This is a genomic window from Acidimicrobiia bacterium (genome assembly GCA_040881685.1).
Lineage (GTDB): Bacteria > Actinomycetota > Acidimicrobiia > IMCC26256 > PALSA-555 > SHVJ01.
This window is the reverse complement of the sequence record JBBECS010000016.1, coordinates 25,610-48,813: the sequence shown is the minus strand read 5'-3', so window position 1 is coordinate 48,813 and position 23,204 is coordinate 25,610. Positions and strand designations below refer to the sequence as shown.

At 67.5% G+C, this 23,204-nt stretch carries 19 protein-coding genes; 13 read left to right on the top strand and 6 right to left on the bottom strand.

Going from position 1 to position 23,204, the window contains the following annotated elements; translation table 11 throughout:
• Window positions 1-25: 25 nt before the first annotated feature.
• From WEE69_04330 to WEE69_04295, 8 genes are all read left to right on the top strand, one after another.
• Window positions 26-1,078 carry an alcohol dehydrogenase catalytic domain-containing protein gene (locus WEE69_04330; GenBank protein MEX1144517.1) on the top strand — a complete coding sequence of 351 codons (1,053 nt, stop codon included), beginning with the start codon at window positions 26-28 and terminating at the stop codon, window positions 1,076-1,078.
• A 22-nt stretch (window positions 1,079-1,100) separates the two neighbouring features.
• Window positions 1,101-1,568, top strand: a complete 468-nt coding sequence (locus WEE69_04325; protein MEX1144516.1) for a hypothetical protein — start codon at window positions 1,101-1,103, stop codon at window positions 1,566-1,568.
• Window positions 1,565-2,542: a TIGR03560 family F420-dependent LLM class oxidoreductase gene (locus WEE69_04320; GenBank protein MEX1144515.1), complete on the top strand. Its 978-nt coding sequence runs from the start codon at window positions 1,565-1,567 to the stop codon at window positions 2,540-2,542. The genes WEE69_04325 and WEE69_04320 overlap by 4 nt, the downstream gene beginning before the upstream one ends.
• Window positions 2,543-2,544: 2 nt before the next feature.
• The gene (locus WEE69_04315; GenBank protein MEX1144514.1) at window positions 2,545-4,059 is read left to right on the top strand and encodes a glycosyltransferase family 39 protein; all 1,515 of its coding nucleotides are present in this window, start codon (window positions 2,545-2,547) and stop codon (window positions 4,057-4,059) included.
• The gene (locus WEE69_04310; protein MEX1144513.1) at window positions 4,056-5,192 is read left to right on the top strand and encodes a hypothetical protein; all 1,137 of its coding nucleotides are present in this window, start codon (window positions 4,056-4,058) and stop codon (window positions 5,190-5,192) included. The genes WEE69_04315 and WEE69_04310 overlap by 4 nt, the downstream gene beginning before the upstream one ends.
• Before the next feature lie 9 nt (window positions 5,193-5,201).
• Window positions 5,202-6,476 (top strand): acyltransferase, encoded by a 1,275-nt coding sequence (locus tag WEE69_04305; GenBank protein MEX1144512.1) that lies wholly within the window; start codon window positions 5,202-5,204, stop codon window positions 6,474-6,476.
• A 45-nt stretch (window positions 6,477-6,521) separates the two neighbouring features.
• A complete protein-coding gene (locus WEE69_04300) occupies window positions 6,522-7,187 on the top strand; it encodes a class I SAM-dependent methyltransferase (GenBank protein MEX1144511.1) in 666 nt (221 codons plus the stop codon).
• Window positions 7,188-7,260: 73 nt separating this feature from the next.
• A complete protein-coding gene (locus tag WEE69_04295) occupies window positions 7,261-7,722 on the top strand; it encodes a hypothetical protein (protein ID MEX1144510.1) in 462 nt (153 codons plus the stop codon).
• Between the two features lie 12 nt (window positions 7,723-7,734).
• Here WEE69_04295 and WEE69_04290 read toward each other — a convergent pair whose 3' ends face one another.
• The 3 genes from WEE69_04290 to WEE69_04280 are packed head-to-tail and all read right to left on the bottom strand — an operon-like array spanning window position 7,735 to window position 9,866.
• On the bottom strand, window positions 7,735-8,400 hold the full coding sequence (locus WEE69_04290) for a class II aldolase/adducin family protein (GenBank protein ID MEX1144509.1): 666 nt from the start codon (window positions 8,398-8,400) through the stop codon (window positions 7,735-7,737).
• Window positions 8,393-9,373, bottom strand: a complete 981-nt coding sequence (locus WEE69_04285) for an NAD(P)-dependent oxidoreductase (protein ID MEX1144508.1) — start codon at window positions 9,371-9,373, stop codon at window positions 8,393-8,395. The genes WEE69_04290 and WEE69_04285 overlap by 8 nt, the downstream gene beginning before the upstream one ends.
• A 10-nt stretch (window positions 9,374-9,383) precedes the next feature.
• Window positions 9,384-9,866, bottom strand: coding sequence for an SRPBCC family protein (locus WEE69_04280; GenBank protein MEX1144507.1), 483 nt, complete (start codon window positions 9,864-9,866; stop codon window positions 9,384-9,386).
• 91 nt (window positions 9,867-9,957) lie between these two features.
• Between WEE69_04280 and WEE69_04275 the strand changes: the two genes are divergently transcribed.
• The 5 genes from WEE69_04275 to WEE69_04255 all read left to right on the top strand — a co-directional run bounded on the left by WEE69_04275 (window position 9,958) and on the right by WEE69_04255 (window position 19,864).
• Window positions 9,958-10,767 (top strand): enoyl-CoA hydratase-related protein, encoded by an 810-nt coding sequence (locus tag WEE69_04275; protein ID MEX1144506.1) that lies wholly within the window; start codon window positions 9,958-9,960, stop codon window positions 10,765-10,767.
• Between the two features lie 63 nt (window positions 10,768-10,830).
• Window positions 10,831-12,363 carry an acetyl-CoA synthetase gene (locus WEE69_04270; GenBank protein ID MEX1144505.1) on the top strand — a complete coding sequence of 511 codons (1,533 nt, stop codon included), beginning with the start codon at window positions 10,831-10,833 and terminating at the stop codon, window positions 12,361-12,363.
• Between the two features lie 38 nt (window positions 12,364-12,401).
• A complete protein-coding gene (locus WEE69_04265; GenBank protein MEX1144504.1) occupies window positions 12,402-13,703 on the top strand; it encodes an acyl-CoA dehydrogenase family protein in 1,302 nt (433 codons plus the stop codon).
• Entirely contained in the window at window positions 13,700-14,791 is a 1,092-nt protein-coding gene (locus tag WEE69_04260) for a phosphotransferase family protein (protein MEX1144503.1), read from the top strand. The genes WEE69_04265 and WEE69_04260 overlap by 4 nt, the downstream gene beginning before the upstream one ends.
• Before the next feature lie 852 nt (window positions 14,792-15,643).
• Window positions 15,644-19,864 carry an alpha-(1->3)-arabinofuranosyltransferase family protein gene (locus WEE69_04255; protein ID MEX1144502.1) on the top strand — a complete coding sequence of 1,407 codons (4,221 nt, stop codon included), beginning with the start codon at window positions 15,644-15,646 and terminating at the stop codon, window positions 19,862-19,864.
• Here the strand turns inward: WEE69_04255 and WEE69_04250 are convergent.
• From WEE69_04250 to WEE69_04240, 3 genes are all read right to left on the bottom strand, one after another.
• Window positions 19,827-20,993, bottom strand: a complete 1,167-nt coding sequence (locus WEE69_04250) for an acyl-CoA dehydrogenase family protein (GenBank protein ID MEX1144501.1) — start codon at window positions 20,991-20,993, stop codon at window positions 19,827-19,829. The two genes, WEE69_04255 and WEE69_04250, sit on opposite strands and share 38 nt — an antisense overlap.
• Before the next feature lie 153 nt (window positions 20,994-21,146).
• A complete protein-coding gene (locus WEE69_04245; protein MEX1144500.1) occupies window positions 21,147-22,037 on the bottom strand; it encodes a thiamine pyrophosphate-dependent enzyme in 891 nt (296 codons plus the stop codon).
• Window positions 22,038-22,074: 37 nt separating this feature from the next.
• The gene (locus WEE69_04240; protein ID MEX1144499.1) at window positions 22,075-23,178 is read right to left on the bottom strand and encodes a hypothetical protein; all 1,104 of its coding nucleotides are present in this window, start codon (window positions 23,176-23,178) and stop codon (window positions 22,075-22,077) included.
• Window positions 23,179-23,204: the final 26 nt, after the last annotated feature.

The following is a 23,204-nucleotide window of genomic DNA, read 5'->3' as shown; positions in this document are numbered from 1 at the left end:
TGCGCCGCTCTATGCTCTGCGGCGCATGACGACCGTCAAGCCACCCACCTCCATGCGCGCGGCGGTGTACCGCGGCAAGGGCGCGATGGACGTGGAAGAGCGGCCGGTGCCCGAGATCGGGCCGCACGACGTGCTGCTCGAGGTCAGCCACTGCGGGATCTGCGGCAGCGATCTGCATTTCGTGGTGGAAGGGTGGGGGCAACCGGGTTCGGTCGAGGGTCACGAGTGGTCAGGGCGCGTGGTGGCAGTCGGCGACGCGGTCACGCAGTGGAGCGTGGGCGACAAGGCCGTCGGTGGCCCCACACCGAAGTGCGGCAAGTGCGAGCAATGTCTCGCCGGTCGTCCGTCGCTGTGCGCGGCTCGCAACTCGCCGGGCGGAAGCGGCCACAACGACGGCGCCTTCGCCGAGTACGTCGTCGCGAGCGAGGCCGGGATCAAACGCGTACCCGAAGGGATGTCGCTCCGTGTGGCCGCACTCGCCGAACCGCTCGCCGTCGCGCTGCACGGGCTCACGCGCGGTGGCGTGCAAGCCGGACAGCGCGTGCTCGTTACCGGCGCGGGACCGATCGGCACGCTGAGCGTTGCCGCGGCGCGCGCACGCGGCGTCACCGACATCGTGGTGAGCGAGCCTCATCCGAAGCGCCGAGCGCTCGCGGAACGACTCGGGGCCACCGTTGTCGTTCCCGACGAGCTCGCCACGCCGCCGTCTCCGGGTGACGTCGTCGCCGAGCCGTTCGACGTGGCACTCGAGTGCTCGGGCCATGCGGGCGCCATGGAGTCTGCGCTCGGACAGCTGAAGCGCGGTGGCACTTTGGTACTCGTCGGGGCCGGGATGCACCGACCGCGCTTCGACAACAACCGCATCCTTCTCAACGAGCTGCTGATCACCGGCGCGTTCATCTACGACGCCGACGGCTTCGACCGGGCGCTCGAGCTCCTCGCCAACCGGTCGTTCCCGAGTGACACGCTCATCGAAGCCGACGACGTGCCGCTCGACAACATCCTCGGCGCGATTGCAGGACTCCACGACGGCGAGCTCGCCGCCAAGGTGATGATCGTGCCCAGGCGAGACAAGTAGGAGCAGGAAGTAGGAGGGTGAGATGACACTGGCCAAGCCGCGGAGCCCGCGCTTCAACCATGTGGCCATGAGCTTGCCGGCCGATCTGCTCGACGAGGAGCACCGGAAGCTCATCCTCGACTTCTACGACGAGGTGTTTGGGTGGAAAGAGCTCCCGACGCTCACGCAAGACAAGTACCGCCTCGTGCTGTCCTGTTACACGTACGAGCAGTTCGTGTTCCTCATCGCCGACGACCCGCCGATGACGTGCGCCCGACTCGACCACTACGGGCTGTCGGTCGAGACCGAGGAAGAGCTCGACGCGATGCTCGATCGAGCGAAGCGGTATCAGAAGCGTGACGACCGCGTCGAGATCATCGACAAGAAGGTCGACGACTACGAGATGCTGGCGATCACGAGCATCTACGTCCGCTACCTGCTCCCGATGATGGTCGAGATCCAGTGGTGGGACTTCAAGACTGACGACTACCCCGCGGAGACCACCGCTTGACGTCAACGATCGCCTATGGCGCGTTCGCGCCACAGGGTTGGAAGCTCGAGTACTCGGGGTGGGGCGCCGCGGAGTCGTGGGCGCGCACGGTCGAGTTGTCGAAGATCGCCGAACGCGTGGGTTACGACCACCTCTGGGTGTATGACCACGTCGAGACGGTGCCACGCCGCGAGCCGACCCACGTCTTCGAAGCGTTCACGACGCTCGCTGCCCTGGCCCAGCACACGGAGCGCATCCGCTTGGGCCAGATGGTGACGTGCTCGTCATATCGGAACGCGGGGTTGCTGGCCAAGGAGGCGGCCGGCGTCGACGTGGTGTCAGGTGGGCGGTTGATCCTCGGCCTCGGCGCGGGATGGTACGAGCGCGAGTACGCGGCGTACGGCTACCCGTTCCTGTCGGCCGGGCAGCGCCTCGCGGTGCTCGAAGAGACCATCGTCTGCATCAAGCGCCTCTGGACCGAAGAGACGGTCACCTTCAACGGCGACCATCTCCATTTCGACGGCGCCTATTGCGACCCGAAGCCGCTCCAGCAGCTTCCGGAGATCTGGGTGGGTGGCGGGGGAGAGCGCGTCACCCTGCGCATCGCCGCCCAGCATGCGGACAAGACCAACTGGCAGGTCGGGCTCGACCAGTTCGTGCACAAGTCCAAGGTGCTGAGCGAGCACTGCGAGCGGGCGGGGCGCGACTTCGACTCGATCGTTCGCACGCACGGCCCCGACTGCCGGCTCTTCGACTCCGAACGCGACCTGGCGTCGTGGCTCGAAGCGCCCGGCGGCGGCAGTCTGTGGGGTCGAGACGATCCGGAGGTGTACGTCCGCGACAACTTCGTCGGGACGGTCGAGCAGGTCGCGGAGAAGGTGCAGGGTTACGTCGACGCGGGCTGTCGCGAGTTCGTGCTCTGGTTCCGTGACTTCCCGGAGAGCGAGAGCCTGGAGCGGTTCGCGACCGAAGTCGCTCCTCGGGTCACGTCCTAGCGATGCGCCGACAACCGTTGCTCGCCCTCGCGCTCGGGGCGGCCGTCGTGGCGTCGGTCGTACTCCGCTTCGTCACTCGGTCGGACCTCTGGTTCGACGAAGCACTGTCGGTCAACATCGCGAGCCTCCCGCTCGGCGAGATCTCCGACGCCCTGCGCCACGACGGCCACCCGCCCCTTTACTACTTCCTGCTGCATTTCTGGGTCGAGGGCTTCGGCGACGGCGATGTGGCCGTGCGCGCGCTCTCAGGGATCTTGTCGCTGGCCACGCTGCCACTCGCCTGGTTCGCGGGGCATCGCCTCGGTGGCCGGACGGTGGCGTGGATCGCAGCCCTCGTCATCGCGTTGTCGCCGTACGCGTTCCGATACGCCACCGAGGCGCGGATGTACGCGCTGGTGATGCTCTTCGTGGTTGGGGGCTATCTGGCCTTGCGTCGCGCGCTCGAAGCGCCAACGTTGCCCCGTCTCGCCCTCGTCGCTGCGATCACCGCCGGGCTCGTGCTCACCCAGTATTGGGACCTCTACCTGGTCGCGATCGTCGGTGCGGCGTTGCTCTGGCGCGCGCTTCGTGTCGGCGACCCGGCCGAACGGCGTCGTGCGTGGCGTGTGTTTGGTGCCGTGGCCGTGGGATCGGTTGCCTTCGCGGCGTGGCTCCCCGTCTTCCTGGACCAGATCGGGAGCACGGGTACGCCGTGGGGAGACCCGCAGTTCCCGTGGGTCGTCGTGCCGAGCACGCTGATCGCCTACGCCGGCAGCAACAAAGACGGCGAGGCGTACATGCTCGCCTTGCTCCTGCTCGTGCTCCCGTTGCTGGCCGTGTTCGGTCGAGGGCTGGACTCGCGTCGCATCGAGCTCGACCTCCGGACGCGGCCCGCCGTGCGATGGGAAGCGGCCAGTGCGGTCGGCGTGCTGCTGCTCGGCTCCGTCATCTCGTACCTCACCGACACGACGTTCGCGCCGCGGTACGCGGCGATTATCTTCCCGCTCGTGGCGCTGGTCGCCGCGTTCGGCGTCACGGCGTTCCTGGACCAACGCGTCCGGATCGCCGTCTTGGCACTGATCGCCGTGCTGGGCATCGCGGGTGGTGTGCGAAACGTCGTGTACGAACGGACACAAGCCGGACTCGCGGCGGACGTCATCGAGCGCGAGTCGCAACCCGGCGATGTGGTCGCGTACTGCTCCGATCAGCTCGGACCCGACGTCAGTCGGCTGCTGCGCGGCGTGCCGGGTCTCGAGCAGGTCACGTTCCCCGATGTTGCTCCTCCGGAGTTCGTGAACTGGAGCGACTACCTCGAGCGGGTGCGGCGCGCCGATCCCGACGAGTTCGTTGCCGAGGTCTTGGACCGCGCGGGGGATCAGACGGTCTGGTTCGTCTGGTCGCCAGGGCTGAACCACTTGGAACGAGAGTGCACGGCCATCGGCGGCGCCTTCAGTCGTGCCCGCGAGGGGACCATCCACGTCTTCCCCGATGATGAGGTGTTGGAGGTCCGCGCGCTCACTGAGTACCCCGCACAGTGAGCACCACGTGGGCGCGGGTGAAGGACAGCGACTTCGTCCGGCGTGACCTGCGCGCCGCGGCGCTGCCTTGGGTGGTGGCCCGGGTGCTCGTGCTCGGTTCGCTCTGGCTCAGCCGGTTCTTCGACGATCGGCTCGTCCCTCGGCGCCATGACGGTGCGCCGGACCTCGGCCTCTTCATCTACGACGGGAGCTGGTACCGCGACCTCGCCGAGCACGGATATGCCGCGTACCCGAAGGAAGGACTCCGGTTCTTCCCGCTGTTTCCGTTGCTCGGTCGTTGGCTCGGTGCCGTCTTCGGCGACCACGTCGGCGTCGCCCTCGTCGTGATCGTGAGCGTTGCCGCGCTCGTGCTCGGTGCGCTCGTGCACAGGCTCGTGCTCCGAGAGATCGGAGACGCGCGGGTGGCCGTGCGAGCCGCATGGTTCGTCGCGGTGTTCCCAGCCGCGTTGTCGTTCGTGTTGTCGTATGCGGAGCCGCTGATGATGGTGGCCGCCGTCGGCATGTTCCTCGCGCTTCGCTCGGGCCGATGGGGCCCCGCTGCGGCGCTCGGCGTCGCGGCCGGGCTCACACGCCCGGTCGGCTTGGTCCTGATGGTTCCCGCGGCGATTGAAGCGGCGCGGGGTTGGCGCGAGTGCGGCAGGCGCGAACGCGGAACGCGACTCGCAGCAGTTGCGTCACCCGCGATCGGAACCGCGATCTATCTCGCCTGGGTCGGCATCGAGTACGACGACCCGTTGCTGCCGTTCAGTGTGCAGAGTCGCCACGACCTGCGCGGCGGCGCCGTCGACCCCATCACGCACGTAGTCAACTCGGTGGGCGACCTGCTCGACGGCGATCGTTTCGGCGCGGGGTTGCACCTCCTGTGGCTGGCGTTGTTCCTCGGGTTGCTCGTGGTGCTCGCCCGGCGCCTTCCGGCCTCGTACACCGCGTATGGCGCGGTCACGCTGGTCCTGGGCATGACGGCCTCCAACATCAGCTCGTTCGAGCGCTATGCATTCAGCACGTTCGTGTTCGCGATCGCGGTGGCGCTGGTCACGACGCGCGCCGACGTGGATCGATCGGTGAATGCCCTCGCTGCCGGCGGGCTGGTCACGTACGCCGCGCTCGCGTTCTTCCGGTTGTACGTTCCGTAGGATGCGCTGATGCCCGCCGAGGTTGCCGACCACCCGGCAGACGCGGCGCAGCCAGGTGAGAGCCAGCACTCGCATTTCCCGTGCTTCGACGGACTGCGGGCGATCGCCGCGACGGCAGTGGTCTTCCATCACGTCGGGTTCTCCACCGGGTACGGCGTCAACGGTCATTTCGGTGCGTACTTCGCGCACGGCGACTCTGGTGTCTCAGTCTTCTTCCTCATTTCGGGTTTCTTGCTCTACCGCCCGTTCGTCGCTCGGCACCTCTCGGGAGAGCGACCGATGTCGGCGGATCGGTTCTGGTGGCGACGCATCCTCAGGATCGTTCCCGGCTACTGGGCCGCGCTGATCGGCATCTACCTTGTCTTCGGGTTTCGCGACGGCACGCTCAGCTCGCCCGGTGACTTCCTCGCGTACTTCGGGTTCGCGCAGATCTACGACCCGACCCGGTTCTTCAGCGGTATCGACCAGGCTTGGAGCCTCGCCACCGAGCTCAGCTTCTATGCGTTCCTCCCGTTGTACGCGTGGGGGATCGGCCGGCTCGGAGCTCGTTGGCTTCGACACCGCGTGCATATCGAAATCGTCGGACTCGTCGCCCTCGTGGTCACGTGCGTCGTCTGGCGTCTCGCGTGGTGGGTCAACGAGACCACCGTCCAGCAGACCGCGGCCGGTGTACAACCGACACGCGGGCAAGTCGGCGAGCTGGCCACCGCGTACTGGCTCCCGAGCCACTTCGACCTGTTCGCTCTGGGCATGGGCCTCGCGGTCGCCAGCGCGTGGGTGGCCCACCGTGGGGTCGCACCTCGACTCGTCCAGTGGGTCGGTCGCGTCCCCGAGCTCTGGTGGGCGCTCGCGGCACTCACGTACTGGGCGGTCAGCACTCGTGTGGGGTTGCCGCGCTCGCTCGGCGAGGGGCTCACGCAGGGCGAGTACTTCATGCGCCAAGCGCTCTACGGCCTCACCGCGTTCTTCCTCCTCCTTCCTGCGGTGTTCGGCGATCAGGACAAGGGAGTGGTTCGGCGGTTCCTCAGGTGGGCGCCCGTCGCCTACGTGGGGCTCGTGTCGTACGGCGTGTACTTGTGGCACAAGGCGTGGATCGAGTTCGTGCGTGAGGACATCCTCGGGCACGACGAGCCGATTGGCGGGCCCGTGGTCTCCACCCTCGTGATCGCGTTCGCCTTCACCCTCGTGACCGCGACCGTGAGCTACTACCTCCTGGAGCGTCCGATCCTGCGCTTCAAGGACAACCCGCCGTGGCGACGCTCCTCGCGCGCGGCGCAGGTCTGATTTCGACACTCTGGTTCTCGTGCCCGCGACCTAGGGTTTCGGACCATGGCGACTGATCCCAAGTCCTTCTTCCTGACCCCGCCGATCCACGAGTACATCGTCGAGCACAGCTCGCCGCCCGACGAGGTGCAGCAGTGGCTGATCGAGGAGACCCGCGCCAAGGTTCCCGATCTGTCGATGATGCAGATCGCACCGGAGCAGGGCGCGTTCATGACGCTGCTCACCCGCGCGATCGGGGCAAAGTACGCGGTCGAGATCGGTACGTTCACCGGCTACTCGTCGCTGGCCATCGCCTACGGCCTGCCCCCGGAAGGTCACCTGGTCTGTTGCGACATCAGCGAGGAGTGGACCGCGATTGCACGCGACGCGTGGGCGCGGGCCGGCGTCGCTGAGCGGATCGAGCTGGTGATCGCGCCTGCCATCGAGACGCTCCGCGGGCTACCGAAGGACGTGGTGGTCGACCTGGCGTTCATCGATGCCGACAAGCAGGGGTATGCGGGCTACTACGAGGAGCTCATCCCCCGGCTGCGCACCGGCGGTGTGATCCTCGTCGACAACGTGCTGTGGATGGGCGCCGTCGCGGACCCGAAGGTCACCGATGCCGATACCAAGGCGATCCGGGCCTTCAACGACATGGTGGCCGCCGACGACCGCGTCGATACCTCGATGATCGCCGTGGGCGACGGCCTCACCCTCCTCCGCAAGCGCTGACCCCGCTTCGCCGTCAGCGGGTCGGCGGGCCGGGCGTCATGATGGCGACGGATCGCTCGAGAAGGAGGGTGTCGTGGGACGAGATTGGGTGCAGCAGCTGAAGGACACGTTTCAGCCGCATGTGACGGAGCCGGTGACCGCGGTCGGCCTGCTCCAGCCGGCGGGCACGATGGGCTCGTTCGGGCTTGCGAAGCTGAGCCCGCTCGCCGCGATGGTCAAGAACAAGGGTGTGAACGAGAAGGCGGGCGGCCTCGCCAAGACCGGTGTGTTCACGAACACTAAGCTCGCCGCCATCGTGTTGACGGCCGGGAAGGTCTACGCCTTTCGCACGAAACAAAAGGGTTACAACTGGAAGGTCGAGGAGCAGCTCGGGGAGTGGGACCGCAAGGACGTGAAGTTCTCGGTCGAGCAGAAGAAGATCACCAGCCAGGTGTCGATCGACGTGTCATCGACCGGTGACCACTACGAGCTCGAGGCCATGACCGCGGGAAGCAAAGGCTTCCACGACGACTTCTTGGCCGCGATCGGGGCGTGAAGGCCCCGGGTCCTAGAACTTCCCGGTGCGCCCGTAGCGGTAGTAGCTCGCGAACTGCTTGTTGACCTCGTCGGGCAGCGGGACAAGCTCGCCGAGCTGCTCCGCGCCCCAAATGATCTCGGCCGTGCGCTCGACCAAGTGCGCGATGTGCAGCACGTCCTTGGGGTTCTTGCCCACCGCGAACAGCCCGTGGTTGGCCATGAGCACCGCGGCCTTCTCGCCGAGGCGCTTGGCGATCTCCTCGGCCAGCTCGTCGGTGCCGGTGGTTCGGTAGTCGGCCACCTCGACGTCGCCGCCCACGAACACGTCGAACTCCTCGATGCACGCGGGGATCGCCTTGCGGGTGAGGGCGAACATCGTCGCGAACTTGGCGTGGCAGTGCATCGTCGCGTTGATCTCGTCGTGGAGTCGCAGCGCGCTGAGGTGCAACGCCTTCTCGGTCGTGGGGCTCCGTTCGCCTTCGAGCACATTGCCGTCGAGGTCGCACACCACGAGGTCGTCGAGCGTCATGTCGAGGTAGTCGAGGGACGACGGCGTGAGCACCGCGTTCCCGTCGGGCAGGCGTGCCGCGCAGTTGCCGGCCGTGCCCTGGACCAGGTTTGACGTGAGCATCTCCTTCGCAACCCAGAGGAGCTGCTCCTTCGTCTCTTGCGCGGTAAGCGCGGACTTGTCAGCCACTGAGTACCTCCGGATTCACGATGTTGTCGGGCTTGCCGCCGCTCAGCAGCGTGGCCAAGCCATCGGCGATGAGCTTCGAATGGTTGGCTTCGGTGTCGTACGTCGCCCCACCGATGTGTGGTGTGAGCACGACGTTGGTCATCGAGCACAGCGGGTGGTCGGGCTCGAGGTGCTCCCCCATGAAGTGGTCGAGCCCCGCGCCCCCGAGGTGCCCGGACTGGAGCGCAGCCACGAGTGCATCGGTGTCGTGCAAGATTGCGCGCGCGGAGTTCACGTAGATGCAGCCCTTCTTCATGCTTGCGAATTGATCCGGACCAATGATCCCAGTGGACTCGGGCGTGACCATCGCGTGCATCGACACCACGTCGGCCTCGGCCAGGAGATCGTCGAGCGAGTGGGTGGCATCGGGGTTGTAGGGGTCGAACGCGATCACCTTCATGCCCAGGCCCTCGAAGCGCCACTTCGTCGCGCGCCCGACCGCGCCGAGGCCCACGATGCCGGCCGTGCGCCCGGCGAGCTGCCAGGCGCGGTACCGCTGGTAGGGGATCGTGCCATTGCGGTACGTCTGGTTCTCCCGCACGTCGCGGTCACCCTGGACGATGCCGCGGTTCACGGCGAGCAGCAGCGCGATCGTCATCTCCGCGACGGCGTCGGCGTTGCGACCCGGCGCGCGCAACACGGGGATGCCCTTCGCTGTCGCGGCCTCGACGTCGACGTTGTTCGGGTCACCGCGGCACGAGCCGATGGCGATCAGCGGCTGGTCGAACACCGGGCCCTTCACCGAGTCCGACTCCACGATCAGGATGTCGGCGCCCTCGGCCGCGATCCGCTCGGCCAGCTGCTCGCTCTTGTACATCCGCAGCGGCTCCTGGTCGATCCAGGGATCGAGCACCACGTCGGCCAGACCGTGCAACGTGTCGAGCCCCTCCCCGCGAAACGGCGCAGTCACCAATGCCTTGTGCGTGTCGCCCACGGCCCGGAACCTACTTCTCGACCAAGTCGGGGCGGAACTCAGGGTGGTCGCTCAGGTACTTCGACGCGGCGCGCATGCTCGCCTCGTTCTGCTTGTTGATGAACTTGTAGATGAAGCCCTCGAACCACTTCCACGGCGCCTTGGTGAGGTGGTACCGCTCAGTGAACGAGAACTTCGTCTGGTTCTTGCCGATCGCCTCGAGGAGGATCGTCCCGGTCTGGTCGTTGCCCGGGTCCCTCGAGATCATCGTGTACGTGTAGCCGCGCTCGGGTTTCACGTCCTGGACGAGCTCGAGCGCCGAGCCTTCTCGACCGAACGGCATCTTGTAGATGACGCGCCGAAGTCGGCCGTTGTGGTGCTCGTCGCCGGACCAGAGCACATCGACGCGCTTCACCATCGGCGCGTAGTTGGTCCAGCGGTCATAGTCCTGGAAGAGCGCCCAGATCCGGGGCGGGCTGTGCGGCATCTCGAACGAGTACTGGTGTTCGCGCATCAGCGCCCTCCCGCGGCGCCCCGGCGGGCTGCCGAGATCCCTGACTATCGTGTCAGGTTCCACCGCCGGGCAAGGGCGCTCAAGGGGAACGATGCCGATCCACTATGAGAAGGACGACGAGCACATCGTCCTCATCACCATCGACCGGCCGGAGGCTAAGAACTCGGCCGACATGGAGCACTTCAAGGTGCTGCGGGAGTCGTGGGAGCGCTTCGACGCCGACGACGACGCTTGGGTCGCGATCATCACCGGCGTCGGCGACGCGTTCTTCACCGGTGCCGATCTCAAGCAGTACATCCCCGAGATCACCAAGATGCAGAGCCAGATCGCCAACGAAGGCGTGATGGAGATCGACGGGTACCGCCTCGATGACGGCACGAAGGCGGTGCTTCGGGGCGCCAAGATCTGGAAGCCGATCATCGCGGCGGTCAACGGGTTCTGCACCGCGGGCGGCATGGAGATGCTCGGTGGCGTCGACATCCGGGTTGCATGCCCCGAGGCGAAGTTCGCGGTGATGGAGCCCAAGCGCGGGCTGTTCGCCGGCGGTGGCACCACGGTGCGTCTGCCCCGGCAGGTGCCGTTCCCCCAGGCGATGGAGTTCCTGCTCTGCGCCGATCTCATCCCGGCCCAACGCGCCTACGAGATGGGCTTCCTGAACGCGATCGTCCCGCGCGAGGAGCTGCTCGACAAGGCGTACGAGTACGCCCGACGTATGACCGCCAACGCACCCTTGGCCGTACGGGCCACGAAGCAAGCGGTGTGGGAGGGCCTGGGCATGCCGCTGAAGGACGCGTACAAGAACGAGTCGAAGATCTCCTCGTACATCTTCCAGACTGAGGATGCCAAGGAAGGGCCCAAGGCGTTCGCGGAGAAGCGCAAGCCGAACTGGCAGGGGAAGTAGTGCGTAGCGAACGCAGCGGATGAAGCGAAGCGGAAGTAGCGGAGTGGGAGCGGAGCAATCGAGGTGACGGAAACAGATCCCCGCTCGCCCTGCATCATCGGGGTGGCCCGGCACACGTGGCACCCGAAGGACGTCGGCGAAGCCGGCGCGCCCGAGCCCCTCGACATGTGGGAGCAGATGGCGCGCGCTGCTGCGGACGACAGTGGTGCCGGCGCGAGCGCGCTCGACGCCCTCCAAAGCGTCCAGATCGTGTACTGCCAGACCTGGCAGTACGACGATCCTGTGGCGCGACTGTGCGAGCGTGTGGGTGCGTCGCCCTCCCACCGCTTCTACTCGGGCATCGGTGGCACGACACCTCAGGTGCTCGTGAACTGGGCTGCCGAAGCGATGCTGAAAGGCGAGCTCGACATTGCGCTCGTGACCGGCGCCGAGGCGCTGGCAACGCAGCGTGCCGCGCGCAAACGGGGGGAGAAGTACCGGTGCTCGTTCCCGCCCGCCGAGCGTGGTGCGTATCCGTGGGAGTGGCCACCCGATCCGATCGAGATCGCGCACGAGGCATCGCCGGCATGGCTCACGTTCGCGGTGTTCGACAACGCGCGGCGCGCGCACCTTGGTGAGTCGCTCGATGACTACCGGCGCAGCATCGGCGAGATGATGGCGCCGATGACCGAGATCGCGGCGGCGAGTCCGCACGCGTGGTACCCGGTGGCGCGCTCGGTGTCGGAGATCGTCGAGGCACGCCCCGAGAACCGGATGGTCGGGTACCCGTACACGAAGTACATGGTCTCGGTGATGGACGTCGACATGGCGTCGGCGCTCCTCATCACGACGCATGCCAAGGCCGATGAGCTCGGAGTCGCTCCCGACAAGCGCGTTTACCTGCGCGGGTGGTGCTATGCAAACGATCCCGTGCTCCTGGCCGAGCACGATGACATGTGGCGCTCACCCGCGATGGCTGCGGCAAGTGGCGAGGCGATGCGCGTGGCCGGAATCGCGGCCGACGACGTGGCCTACCTCGACCTCTATTCATGCTTCCCGTCGTCAGTGCACTTCGGTCGTGATGCGCTGGGCATGGCCGCCTCCGATCCTCGGCCGCTCACCGTGACGGGTGGCTTGCCGTACCACGGTGGGCCAGCGAGCAACTATCTCGGCCACTCGATCGGCGCGATGGCCGAGGGGCTGCGTGATGACCCGGGCTCGTACGGCATGGTGAGCGGTGTGGGCATGTTCATGACGAAGCACGTCTACGGCGTGTACTCCTCGACGCCGGGTGCCGTGACGCCACCGGACAAGGGTGTCCAGGATGCGATCACCGCAGCGCACCCGGCCCGCCCGGTCGTGCCTGAGCACGACGGCAAGGCGACCGTCGTGGCGTACTCGGTGGTCCATGGGCGAGAAGCCGCAGAGTGGGCTTTGCTCATCCTCGACATCGAGAACGGGAACGGGGGCGCCCGCACGTACGCGAAGGCGATGGAGCCCGAGCTGCTTGCTGCTGCCGAGGAGCGTGAGCTCGTGGGGACCACCGTGCACTGCGCCCCGACGACTGTGACCCTGATGACAGGTGGCGAAGGTCGCGCAAACCTTGCGACGATCTAGCTGAGCTCGACGACCCGACCGACAAAGGACCGACTGCCATGGCGTGGGATTTCACGACCGACCCTGAGTTCCAAGAAAAGCTCGACTGGATCGACGAGTTCGTGACGAAGGAGGTCGAACCACTCGACCTCGCGTTCAGCTCTCACCTCGTCTATGACCGAACACACGAGATCCACCGCACGGTGATCCCACCGCTCCAGGAGCAGGTGAAGCAGCAGGGCCTCTGGGCCTGCCACCTCGGTCCCGACCTCGGTGGCCTCGGCTATGGCCAGCTCAAGCTCGCGCTCATGAACGAGATCCTCGGTCGCTCGAGCTTCGCCCCGATGGTGTTCGGTTGCCAAGCGCCCGACAGCGGCAACGCTGAGATCCTCGCTCACTACGGCACCGACGAGCAGAAGGCCAAGTACCTCCAGCCGTTGCTCGACGGCAAGATCGTGTCGTGCTACTCGATGACCGAGCCACAGGCCGGCTCTGACCCGCAGGAGTTCAAATGTCGGGTCACCCGCGACGGCGACGAGTACGTGATCGACGGCGAGAAGTGGTTCTCGTCGAACTTCCGCTACGCGAGCTTCGCGATCGTCATGGCGGTGAGCGACCCCGACGTGCCGGTGTACCAGGGCACGTCGATGCTGCTCGTGCCGACCGACACGCCGGGCATCGAGATCATCCGCAACGTCGGGATCGGTAGCGAGAAGGCGGGCGAAGGCTCACACGCGTACGTTCGCTACAACCAGGTGCGCGTGCCCGCGGACAACCTGCTCGGAGGAGAGGGGCAGGCGTTCGCGATCGCGCAGACCCGCCTCGGTGGCGGCCGCATCCACCACGCGATGCGCACCGTCGGCATGTGCCAGCGAGCCCTCGACATGATGTGCGAGCGGGCCCTTTCGCGAGTCACGCAAGGTGAGGTGCTCGCCAAGAAGCAGATGGTGCAGGAGAAGATCGCCGACTCCTACATCCAGCTCCAGCAGTTCCGCCTCATGGTCATGCACGCGGCGTGGACACTCGACCAGGTAGGGAGCAAGACCGGTCGCATGGAGATCGCGATGGTCAAGGTGTTGACGCCGCAAGTGCTCCACGACATCGTGTACCGGTCGCTGCACATCCACGGCTCGCTCGGGACATCGAACGAGATGCCGCTCATGGGCATGTGGGCGATGATGCCGGTCATGGGTATCGCCGACGGTCCGACCGAGGTGCACAAGGTCACGGTGGCGCGGCAGGTGCTCAAGGGCTACAAGCCTTCCGAAGGGTTGTTCCCCAGCACGCACCTCCCGCCGCGCATCGAGGCCGCCCGCAAGAAGTTCGCCGATTTACTCGAGCACGAGGTGGCACAGCATTGACCGAGACCGCGGGAACGAACGAGAAGCCTTGGGAGGGCGTGGACGACGACGTCCGCACGGAGGGGCTCATCGATCGCGATGCGCTCGGTCGATGGATGGACGAGCGCGGACTGCCCGGCAAGGGGGAGCCCGTGGAGACGAAGTACCTGAGCGGCGGGTCGTCCAACGAGATCTTCGAGATCCGGCGCGGTGAGCACGCGTGCGCGCTGCGCCGACCGCCGCGGGTCGTGCCCGAAGGTCGCAACGAGACGATGCTGCGTGAGTACCGGGTACTCGAAGCCCTGAACGGGACCGACGTGCCGCACCCCGAGGCGCTCGCGGCGTGCGATGACGAGAGCGTGATCGGCGGCTGCTTCTACCTGATGGGCATGATCGACGGCTGGTCGCCCATGAGCATGGGCGACTCATGGCCCGAGCCGTTCAAGTCGAACGATGCCGAGCGCAAGCAGCTCGGCATCCAGCTGGTCGATGGGATCGCCCGGCTGTCGCGTGTCGACTGGAAGGCGCGCGGGCTCGAGGGCTTCGGAAAGCCCGACGGGTTCCTCGAGCGCCAGGCTGATCGCTGGGCTGCGCACTACGAGAAGATGAAGACTCGCGATCTCGAGGGCGTCGACATGGTCGCGCAATGGCTGCGCGACCACAAGCCGAAGGTGTACAAGCCCGGCATCATCCACGGCGACTACCAGTTCGCGAACGTGATGTTCAACCATGGTGCGCCGGCCCAGCTCGCGGCGATGGTCGACTGGGAGATGACCACCATCGGCGACCCGCTCATCGACCTCGGCTGGGTGATCCAGGGGTGGCCGCGCGACGACCAGGACTTCTCGAACGCGGGCTACGTCCCGATGGAGGGCATGCCCAAGCGTACGGAGCTGCTCGCGCACTACACCGAGGTGAGCGGCCGCCCGACCGACGAGATCGACTACTACGAGATCCTGGCCGGCTTCAAGCTTGCGATCGTGCTCGAGGGCCAGTACTCACGATTCAAGACGGGCAAGCTCGACAACCCGAAGATCGAGGCGTTCGCCCCGATCGTCGTCGACATGCTGAACAAGACCGCAGATCTCACCCGGAACGCGAATCTCTGACGTCCATTCGTCAAGGCCTTTCGGATCTCATCCGCCACCTCCTGGGGCCGGCGCTGCAGGTCGTAGGCAGTGAACCGGAGAATGCGCCAACCCAACGCGACGCGGCGGTTCTGGCGCGCGAGGTCGGCCTGCCAATCGGCGGTGCCGGCGTGATTGCGGGCTCCGTCGATCTCGATAGCCAAACGCTTCGAGTTCGAACTGAGCCGTAGCCACGACGTTAGGGATCGCCGGACTCCGTCGTCGAAGCACACGAGCAATGTCGGAACGTCTACGACCGCGCCGAGATCCAGCAAGGTGCGCGTCACCGCCGTGACTGGCACACGCTCGATCTCGGTCACGTCGCGGGCGTCGAGGCGCCTCGATTCGTGCCCGATGACGTCGTGGGCCTTCCGCCGTCGATGACGTACCGCGGTGACCTCCACACGAGCCAAGGCGAAACCTGGCAGCCGCCAGAGCGCTGCGCTCGATCGATGCGATGCGACTGCCGGGCCAGCGAGACACGCTGCGAGCAGACGTTGGTGCCAGGTCTGCGGTGTCGCGGCCAATCGGTAGACCCCATGGTCGACTGCGACCCAATGACCGCGTCTGACTCGGTGGTCAACCGCGGTCTCTGAGTATCCGCTCATCGCGCTTGCCTACGGGTGAAGACGCCATGCTGGCGGGTAGCTGTTGCAGCCAGCTCCCGATTCTTCGAAGCGTCGCTCTTGGTCCGCGCATCGTCGGCCATGCTCACCGCGGAACAAGCGCGTGCTGGGACGGTGACGTCGTTCTGCTTCCGACGTGCGTCCCTGACCACGGAATAGCCGGGTGAGGGACGCACCCAAGGGGGTGGGTCGGCCTAGCGTGGGCCGGATGAACGGCACGACTGGGGTACGCGCGCGCGGCCGTCGACTCGAGATCCTCGGTCTCGGGCTGCTCGCGTACGTGCCGTTCCTGCTGTCGTCTCCCGGCAGGATCAGCGCCGACACGAAGCACTTCCTGTATCTCGAACCCGGGCGGATGCTGTCGCGCGCTCCGTACCTCTGGGACCCGCACTTCGGCACGGGCACGGTGCCGCACCAGAACGTCGGGTTCCTATTCCCGATGGGTCCTTATTACTGGGCGATGGAGCAGGTCGGCGTGCCCGACTGGGTGGCGCAGCGCCTGTGGTGGGGGACCCTCTCGTTCGCGGCGGGACTCGGTGTGCTCTGGCTCCTCACGATGCTCGGCACCCGACGCGTCGGCGCGATCGCGGCCGCGCTGGTCTACATGCTCAGTCCGTACCAGCTCGCGTTCACGGCGCGGCTCTCGGTGTTGCTGCTTCCGTGGGCTGCGCTTCCATGGCTGGTCGGACTAACCGTCCGCGCGTTGAAACGGGGTGGTTGGCGCGACCCCGCGCTTTTCGCGTTGGTCGTGCTCGCGGCGGGGAGCACGAGCGCGCCGTCGTTGATGCTGGTCGGGATCGCGCCGGTTCTCTGGCTTGTCTTCGCGGTGCTCGACGCGCGCACGACGCCACGCGTGGCACTGGCCGCGGCCGGGCGCATCGGGGTGCTCACGATGGGGGTGTCGGTCTGGTGGGCAACCGGGCTCGTCACCCAGTCTCGATACGGCATCCCGATCCTCGACGTGACCGAGAACCTGGAGATGGTCGCGAGCGCTTCGAACCCTGCCGACCTGCTCCGCGGGCTCGGCAACTGGTTCCTGTCCGGCAGCGACCGGCTCGGCCGATGGCTCGACCAGTCGGCCGCCTTCGCCGACGACCCGTGGCTCTCGGTTGCCACGTACGCGATTCCCGGGCTTGCCCTCGTCGGCGCGGCGGCCCTGCGATGGCGGTATCGCGCGTACTTCGCGGCGCTCGTCGTCGTGGGCGTGATCGTCGGCGTCGGGACTTGGCCGTACGACCATCCCAGCCCGGTGGGCGCGCTCTTCAAGGATGCGGCCGAGAGCTCGGCCTTCGGCCTTGCGCTGCGCAACACCCCTCGGGTCGTGCCGATCATCGTGCTCGGGGTCGCCGGTCTGCTCGCCGCCGCGATCTCGGCGCTCTCGACGCGGTGCCGACTCGAGATGCTCGCCGCCGGCGTCGTGACGCTGTGCGTGATCGTGGGCTTCGCCCCGGTGTGGCAACACGGATCTCTCTCGGAGCATCTCGACCGGGCCGAAGACATCCCCGGTTACTGGGCCGACGCGACCGATGCGCTCGGAGGCGCGGACGCCCGGACGCGGGTACTCGAGCTACCGGGGTCGTTGTTCGCTGCGTACCGCTGGGGCGACACCGTGGACCCGATCACGCCGGGGCTGACCGATCGCGCCTGGGTTGCCCGCGAGCTGCCACCGCACGGGTCGCCGGCCGGGGTCGACCTCCTCGCGGCACTCGACCGTCGCATGCAGGAGGGCACGTTCGAGCCGCAGTCGTTGGCGCGCATCGCACGCTTCTTCCGATCCGGCACGCTGTTGGTGCGCTCCGACCTGGAGTACGAGCGCTTCGAGACGCCGCGACCGCGGGTGTTGTGGGCGCTGCTCACGGACCCGCTCGCCCCCGGGTTGGGGGAGCCGAAGGGATTCGGGCCCGGGGACCCGAATCGTGCGTCACCTTCCCTCGAGATGTTCGACGAGCTCGAGCTGGTCTCATCCGGATCCGACCATCCGCCTGAAGTCGCCCTCATTCCGGTGGACGATGTGCCCGGACTCGTCGGTACCGCGTCGACGCGGCACCCCGTGATCGTGGCCGGCAGTGGCGACGGCCTCGTCGACGCCGCCGCAGCCGGGCTGCTCGAAGGCGACGAGCTGGTGCTCTACGCGGCTTCGCTCGGTGACGCCGAGCTCCGGGACGCGCTCCGCCAAGGAGCCGACCTCGTGGTGACCGACTCGAATCGCCGCCGGGCCCGTCGGTGGGACACGCTGCGTGACGAGACCGGGATGACCGAGCGCGCCGGCCAGACCTCGTTGCGAGACGACATCAGCGACTATCGGCTCGAACCGGTCTCCGGGAACTCCGACGCCGAGCGAACCGTGGCCGAGCAGCGCGGCGGCCGTGTGGACGCCACCGGCTACGGCTTCACCGGCGTGTACCTCCCCGAGGATCGGCCCGTGCACGCATTCGACGGCGACACGCGTACCGCGTGGCGTGCGGCGGGTGGCGAGGACGTCGCGGGACAGAGCATCGTGCTTCGACCGCACGATCCGGTGCGGACCGATCAGGTGCGACTCGTGCAGCCCCTCGACCTGCCGAACGGTCGGTGGCTCACACGAGTGCGGCTGCACTTCGACCGCGGCGCGCCCGTGACCGTCAACCTCGACGAGTCGTCGCGCGCGCCGAACGGGCAGATCGTGACGTTCCCGGAGCGCACCATTCGGAAGTTCGAAGTCGAGCTCCTCGAGCCGACCGCGGGTGCGGATCCAGTCGGGTTCGCCGAGATCTACCTCGGCGACGTGCGCGTCGAGGAGATCATCCGCCCACCGGTCACGCTGCTCGACCGAGCAGGCCGCGAGAGCACAGACCACCGAGTTGTGTTCGTGCTGTCGCGCCAGCGTTACGAGTCGACCAGGGCTGGTCGTGAGGACGCGGAGCTCACACTCGTCCGGCGCATCCAGCTTCCGGAGCAAAGGGGGTTCTCGATCGCGGGCACGGCGCGGGTGAATCCGGATGCACGCGATGACCTCGTCGACGCGTTGCTCGGCACCGCGGCGCCCGGGGTCGAGATCAGGTCCTCCGGGCACTTGCACGGAGACGTGGACTCGCGGGCGTCGTTGGCGTTCGACAACGATCCGGAGACTCGCTGGACTGCCGCGCTCGGTGAGCAAGAGGGTCAGTATGTGGAGATCGCGGTTCCCGAGGCGGTCACGATCGATCAGCTCGGTTTCGATGTGTTGCACGACGGCCGTCACTCGGTACCGACGCGCCTCCAGCTCGTCGTGGATGGGGTGACGTCGTCGCCGCTGAACGTTCCAGCGGTGGGGGACAGCCCCGATGAGGGAGCCTCTCATTCAGGCGTGGTCCGCTTCCCTGCGGTCACCGGAACGGACTTTCAGATCGTGGTCGAGGCCGTCCGCCCGGTCACCCACGTCGGCGACAACCCAGGGTCGACGGTGACCGCGCCCGTCTCGATGAACGTGCTGCTGCCGGGCGTGACGCCAACGGTCGGATCGGGCGATCTCGACCGCACGTGCCGTGCCGACCTGGTCGAGATCGACGGCGAAGCCGTCCCCGTCCAGCTCGAGGGGGACGCAGCCGACGCGCGCACGGGCTTCACGATCGAGCCGTGCGGCCCGGCGCTCGACCTGGATCGCGGCAGCCACGTCATCCGATCGCAGGCAGGGCTCGACACCGGGATCGACATCGACCGACTACTGCTGGCGTCGTCACCGGGCGGTGGGCCCGCGCCCGATCCGACGGCTCGCGTCGGAGCCCGACCGTCCTCGTCAGGCACGCGAGTCCACGTTGTCGACTCGGGGATGACGAACGTCGACGTGCGCGTGCGCACCGACGGCAAGCCGTTCTGGCTCGTGCTCGGACAGAGCCTCAACGACGGTTGGGAGGCCGAGCTCGCCGACGGCACTTCGCTCGGCAAGCCGCGTCTCGTGAACGGGTACGCGAACGGGTGGACGGTCGATCCGAGTGAGCCGGGCACGCTCGTCATCCACCTGCGCTGGAAGCCGCAACGCCTCGTCTGGATCGGGATGGCCGTGTCCGTCATCGCGATCCTCGGTTGCCTCGTGCTGCTCTGGCGCACGCGCCGACGCGCGGGCGCGGCGCTCGGTGTGGAAGACACGGCAACCCTCACGTCACCGTTCACATTCGGAGCCTCGTCGCTCTCGCCCCGAACCGCAGTTGGTGCGGCCGTGCTGACCGGTGCCGCCGCAGCCGTGGTCTCGCGTCCCTGGATCGGCCTCCTGGTCGGTGCGGGCACGCTGCTGGCGATGCGCGTACGCGGCGGACGTGTTCTCCTGGTCGCGGGCGCACCGGCCGCATTGTTGCTGTCGAAGGCGGCGAGCGCGCCGGAGCTCGGGTGGGTCGCGGTGCTGCTGCTGGGTGCCGACGTCGTGTGCAGCTACGCGCTCACGCGCGGGGAAGCCCCAGCACCCGCTGAGCGATGATGTTCTTGTTCACCTGCGTGGTCCCACCGGCGATGGTGTGTGACCGCATCGAGACCCGGTCCCGCCCCCACGATCCTGAGTTCGCATCAGGCCCGAGCACCGCGCCGGCCACTTCACCGACGTGCTGAGCCGTCTCGCTCCACACGAGCTTGGCCAGGCTGCTCTCGGGCCCGAGCTCGCGCCCGTGCAGCGCACCTGAGAGCGCCCGCTCCGAGAGCAGCTTGAGCAGCTCACCCTCGAGGTAGACGCGCGCGAGGCGCTGGCGCAGTGCCGGGTCGTCGACCGCGACGCGACCGTTACCCAGCGGCGTGGCCTTGGCGAGGTCGAGCAACGACCGGATCTGCGCCCGCAGACCCAGATGAAGCGCTGCCACCCCGCCCCGCTCGTGGATCAGCGTCGTGATCGCCACGCGCCACCCTTCGTTCTCGGCCCCGAGCAACGCAGTCTCCGGCACCCGAACATCGGTGAAGAAGATCTCGTTGAACTCGGAATCCCCGGTCATCGTGGTGAGCGGCCGCACCTCGATGCCGGGAAGCGTCATGTCCACCAGCAGGCACGTGATGCCCTTGTGCTTCGCGGCATCGGGATCGGTGCGCACGAGGAGCTCGCACCAATTCGAGATCTGCCCGAGCGTGTTCCATGTCTTCTGGCCGTTGACGACGAAGGAGTCACCATCTCGCACCGCACTCGCCTTCAGGCCGGCGAGGTCGGAGCCCGCGTCCGGTTCGGAGAACCCCTGGCACCAGATGTCGTCACCGCGCAGCATGCGCGGGAGCAACGTTGAGCGCTGGTCGTCGGTGCCGTACTCCATGATCGCCGGCGCGATGTTGGACAAGCCGATGAGGTTCACCGTGGACGGTGCGCCCGCGCGGTGCATCTCCTCGGCGTAGACGACTTGGTCCATGATCCCGGCGCCACGCCCGCCGTACTCCTCGGGCCAGGCGATCGCGGTGTAGCGCGCATCGGCGAGCTTGCCGTTCCACTCCCGGTTCTTGGCGAGATCCGGGTCCTCGGGTTTGCACCCGATGACCGACTTCATTGAGCGGTACTCGTCGGTGAAGTTGGCGTCGAGCCATGCCCGCAGCTCGGCACGGAACGCCTCAGCGTCCGCCGGATACTCGAAGTTCACCGTGTCTCGCTCGCTCTCGGCGGGCCGGGATGCCCGGCCCGCGGCCGTTCGCCTCCATTGGTCGTCGGCGTCAAGCGCCGACTCCTGCTCCGCCGGTCGGCCGAGCCGCCGGCTCCACTCGCTGGCGAGCGCCCTACGGGCGCCGCGCGGCCATCATCCCTCGTCCACCCAACCCGCCGCGAGGCGCGCCTCGATCTCTTGCTGGCGCTTGGTGTTCTCCTCATGGAGCTCCTCGGTCGTCTTGATGCGGCCGTCGACCTTGAGCTCGCCCATCACGTGCACCTCGCCCAGCGTCTCGTGCATGTAGTCGGGACCTTCGCCGGTCGGGATGAACCAGCCCGTCGGGCACATCGTGAGCACCTCGACGAAGGTGAAGCCGCCACCGTCGCGCTGGATCTCGAACGCGCGCTTGAGCATCTTCTTGGTGCGTGCAACCGCGCCGGCGTTGTGCACCGACCCGCGTGCCACGTATGCCGCGCCCTCGAGCCGAGCCAAGAGGTCGCCGATGAGGATCGGGTAGCCGTGGTACTCGGCGTCTCGTCCGTCGAGCGAGTTCTTGGTGCGTTGTCCCAGCACGGTCGTGGCGGTCATGTGACCGCCCGTCTCGCCGAACACGCCGTTGTTCAAGAGGATGCACGTCACGTTCTCGCCGCGTGCTGCCGTGTGCAGTACCTCTTGAAGCCCCTCGTTGACCATGTCGCCGTCGCCCTGGAGCGTGAAAACGATCGAGTCGGGGAGCATCCGCTTCACACCGGTCGCGACCGAGGGAGCTCGGCCGTGTAGCGCTTGCACGAGGTCGACGTCCATCGAGCCCGCGAAGCTCGTGTAGCAGCCGATGCCGAGGACGGCGATGGACTGTTGCGCAACGCCGAGCTCGCCGAGTGACTCGAGGAACGACCGCAGCACGAGCGGCTCGCCACAGCCGGGGCACATGTTGTGCTCCTGCGTCAGCAGCAGGTCGGGCTTGAGATCGCCGACCTTGCGTGCTGCGGTGGGCGCGACGGTCGTGTCGAGCACCGGTCCCAAGGCGATGGGCGTGCTCATCTCCATTGCTTCGCTTGCTCCGCAGGCACTCTGTGCCTCATCCCTGGGTCCTCTCGTTGTCGGGTAGGGGAGGGAGCTGCGCGTCGGGGCCGCCACGGTGTACCGCGAGGATGCGGTCGCGGATGAGCTCCGCATCGAGCAGCGGGCCGACGCCGAACCCCGAGCCGTCGGTGGAGATTCCGCCGATGCCGACGACGGGCGCGGCGCCGAGCACACCGAGGCGCACGTCGTCGATCATCTGCCCGGCGCACAGCTCGAACACCGCCACCGTGCGTACGTCCGCGGCTGCGTCGGCGACGGCGGCGTACGGGAATGGCCACAGCGAGATCGGGCGCACGTAGCCGACGCGTTCGCCGTCGGCGCGCAACTGCTGCACCACGTAGCGCACGAACTTGGCCGGCGTGCCGAACGCGACCACCACGGTCTCGGCGTCGTCGGTGAACGCCGACTCGACGCGGACCTCAGCGGCCTCCATCTCTTGGTGCTTGGCGGCGATGGTGCGCAGGTGCGCCTCGATGCCTGGGCTGAGGCGGCCGTGCTTGCCGAAGCCGAGCGGCGACACCAGCCGCGAGCGGTTCGTTCCGGTGAGTGAGCCGTCGAGCGCCCACTGCTTCTCTGGTAGAGGGCCGAAGTCGATCGGCTCGACCGTGACCGACTCGCGTGTGTGCGCGGTGAGGTAGTCGCCGTAGACGAGCACCGGGTTGCGCCAGGTATCCGCGAGATGGAACGCGAGCTGGGTGAGCTCGACGGCCTCGGTGATGTCAATCGGCGCGAGGACGATGTGTCGGTAGTCGCCGTGGCCGCCACCCCGCGTGGCCTGGAAGTAGTCCTGCTGACCGCGCGCCATGTTGAAGATCACGAGCGGGAGCTCCGCGAGCGTGATCTCGGAGAATGACTCCTGCATGAGCGACAGACCCTGTCCGGTGGAGCCCGTCGCGGCACGCGCGCCGGTGGACAGTGCCCCCCACGCCATGCCGACCGCCTCGAGCTCGCTCTCGGCGTTGATGCACGCACCGCCCACGTCGGGCAGGTACTTGGCGAAGTGCTCGAGCACCTCCGTGAACGGCGTCATCGGGTACCCCGCGAAGAACCGGCACCCCGCCGCGATCGACGCCAACGCGATCGCCTCCGACCCCTCCATCAGCCCGCGCCGGGGGAGAAGATCGG

Bases quoted from the DNA above. Each gene is read 5' to 3' on its own strand.
- WEE69_04330 (MEX1144517.1), top strand. From the start codon at position 26: ATGACGACCGTCAAGCCACCCACCTCCATGCGCGCGGCGGTGTACCGC.
- WEE69_04325 (MEX1144516.1), top strand. From the start codon at position 1,101: ATGACACTGGCCAAGCCGCGGAGCCCGCGCTTCAACCATGTGGCCATG.
- WEE69_04315 (MEX1144514.1), top strand. From the start codon at position 2,545: ATGCGCCGACAACCGTTGCTCGCCCTCGCGCTCGGGGCGGCCGTCGTG.
- WEE69_04305 (MEX1144512.1), top strand. From the start codon at position 5,202: ATGCCCGCCGAGGTTGCCGACCACCCGGCAGACGCGGCGCAGCCAGGT.
- WEE69_04300 (MEX1144511.1), top strand. From the start codon at position 6,522: ATGGCGACTGATCCCAAGTCCTTCTTCCTGACCCCGCCGATCCACGAG.
- WEE69_04280 (MEX1144507.1), bottom strand. From the start codon at position 9,866: ATGCGCGAACACCAGTACTCGTTCGAGATGCCGCACAGCCCGCCCCGG.
- WEE69_04275 (MEX1144506.1), top strand. From the start codon at position 9,958: ATGCCGATCCACTATGAGAAGGACGACGAGCACATCGTCCTCATCACC.
- WEE69_04265 (MEX1144504.1), top strand. From the start codon at position 12,402: ATGGCGTGGGATTTCACGACCGACCCTGAGTTCCAAGAAAAGCTCGAC.
- WEE69_04255 (MEX1144502.1), top strand. From the start codon at position 15,644: ATGAACGGCACGACTGGGGTACGCGCGCGCGGCCGTCGACTCGAGATC.
- WEE69_04245 (MEX1144500.1), bottom strand. From the start codon at position 22,037: ATGAGCACGCCCATCGCCTTGGGACCGGTGCTCGACACGACCGTCGCG.
- WEE69_04240 (MEX1144499.1), bottom strand. From the start codon at position 23,178: ATGGAGGGGTCGGAGGCGATCGCGTTGGCGTCGATCGCGGCGGGGTGC.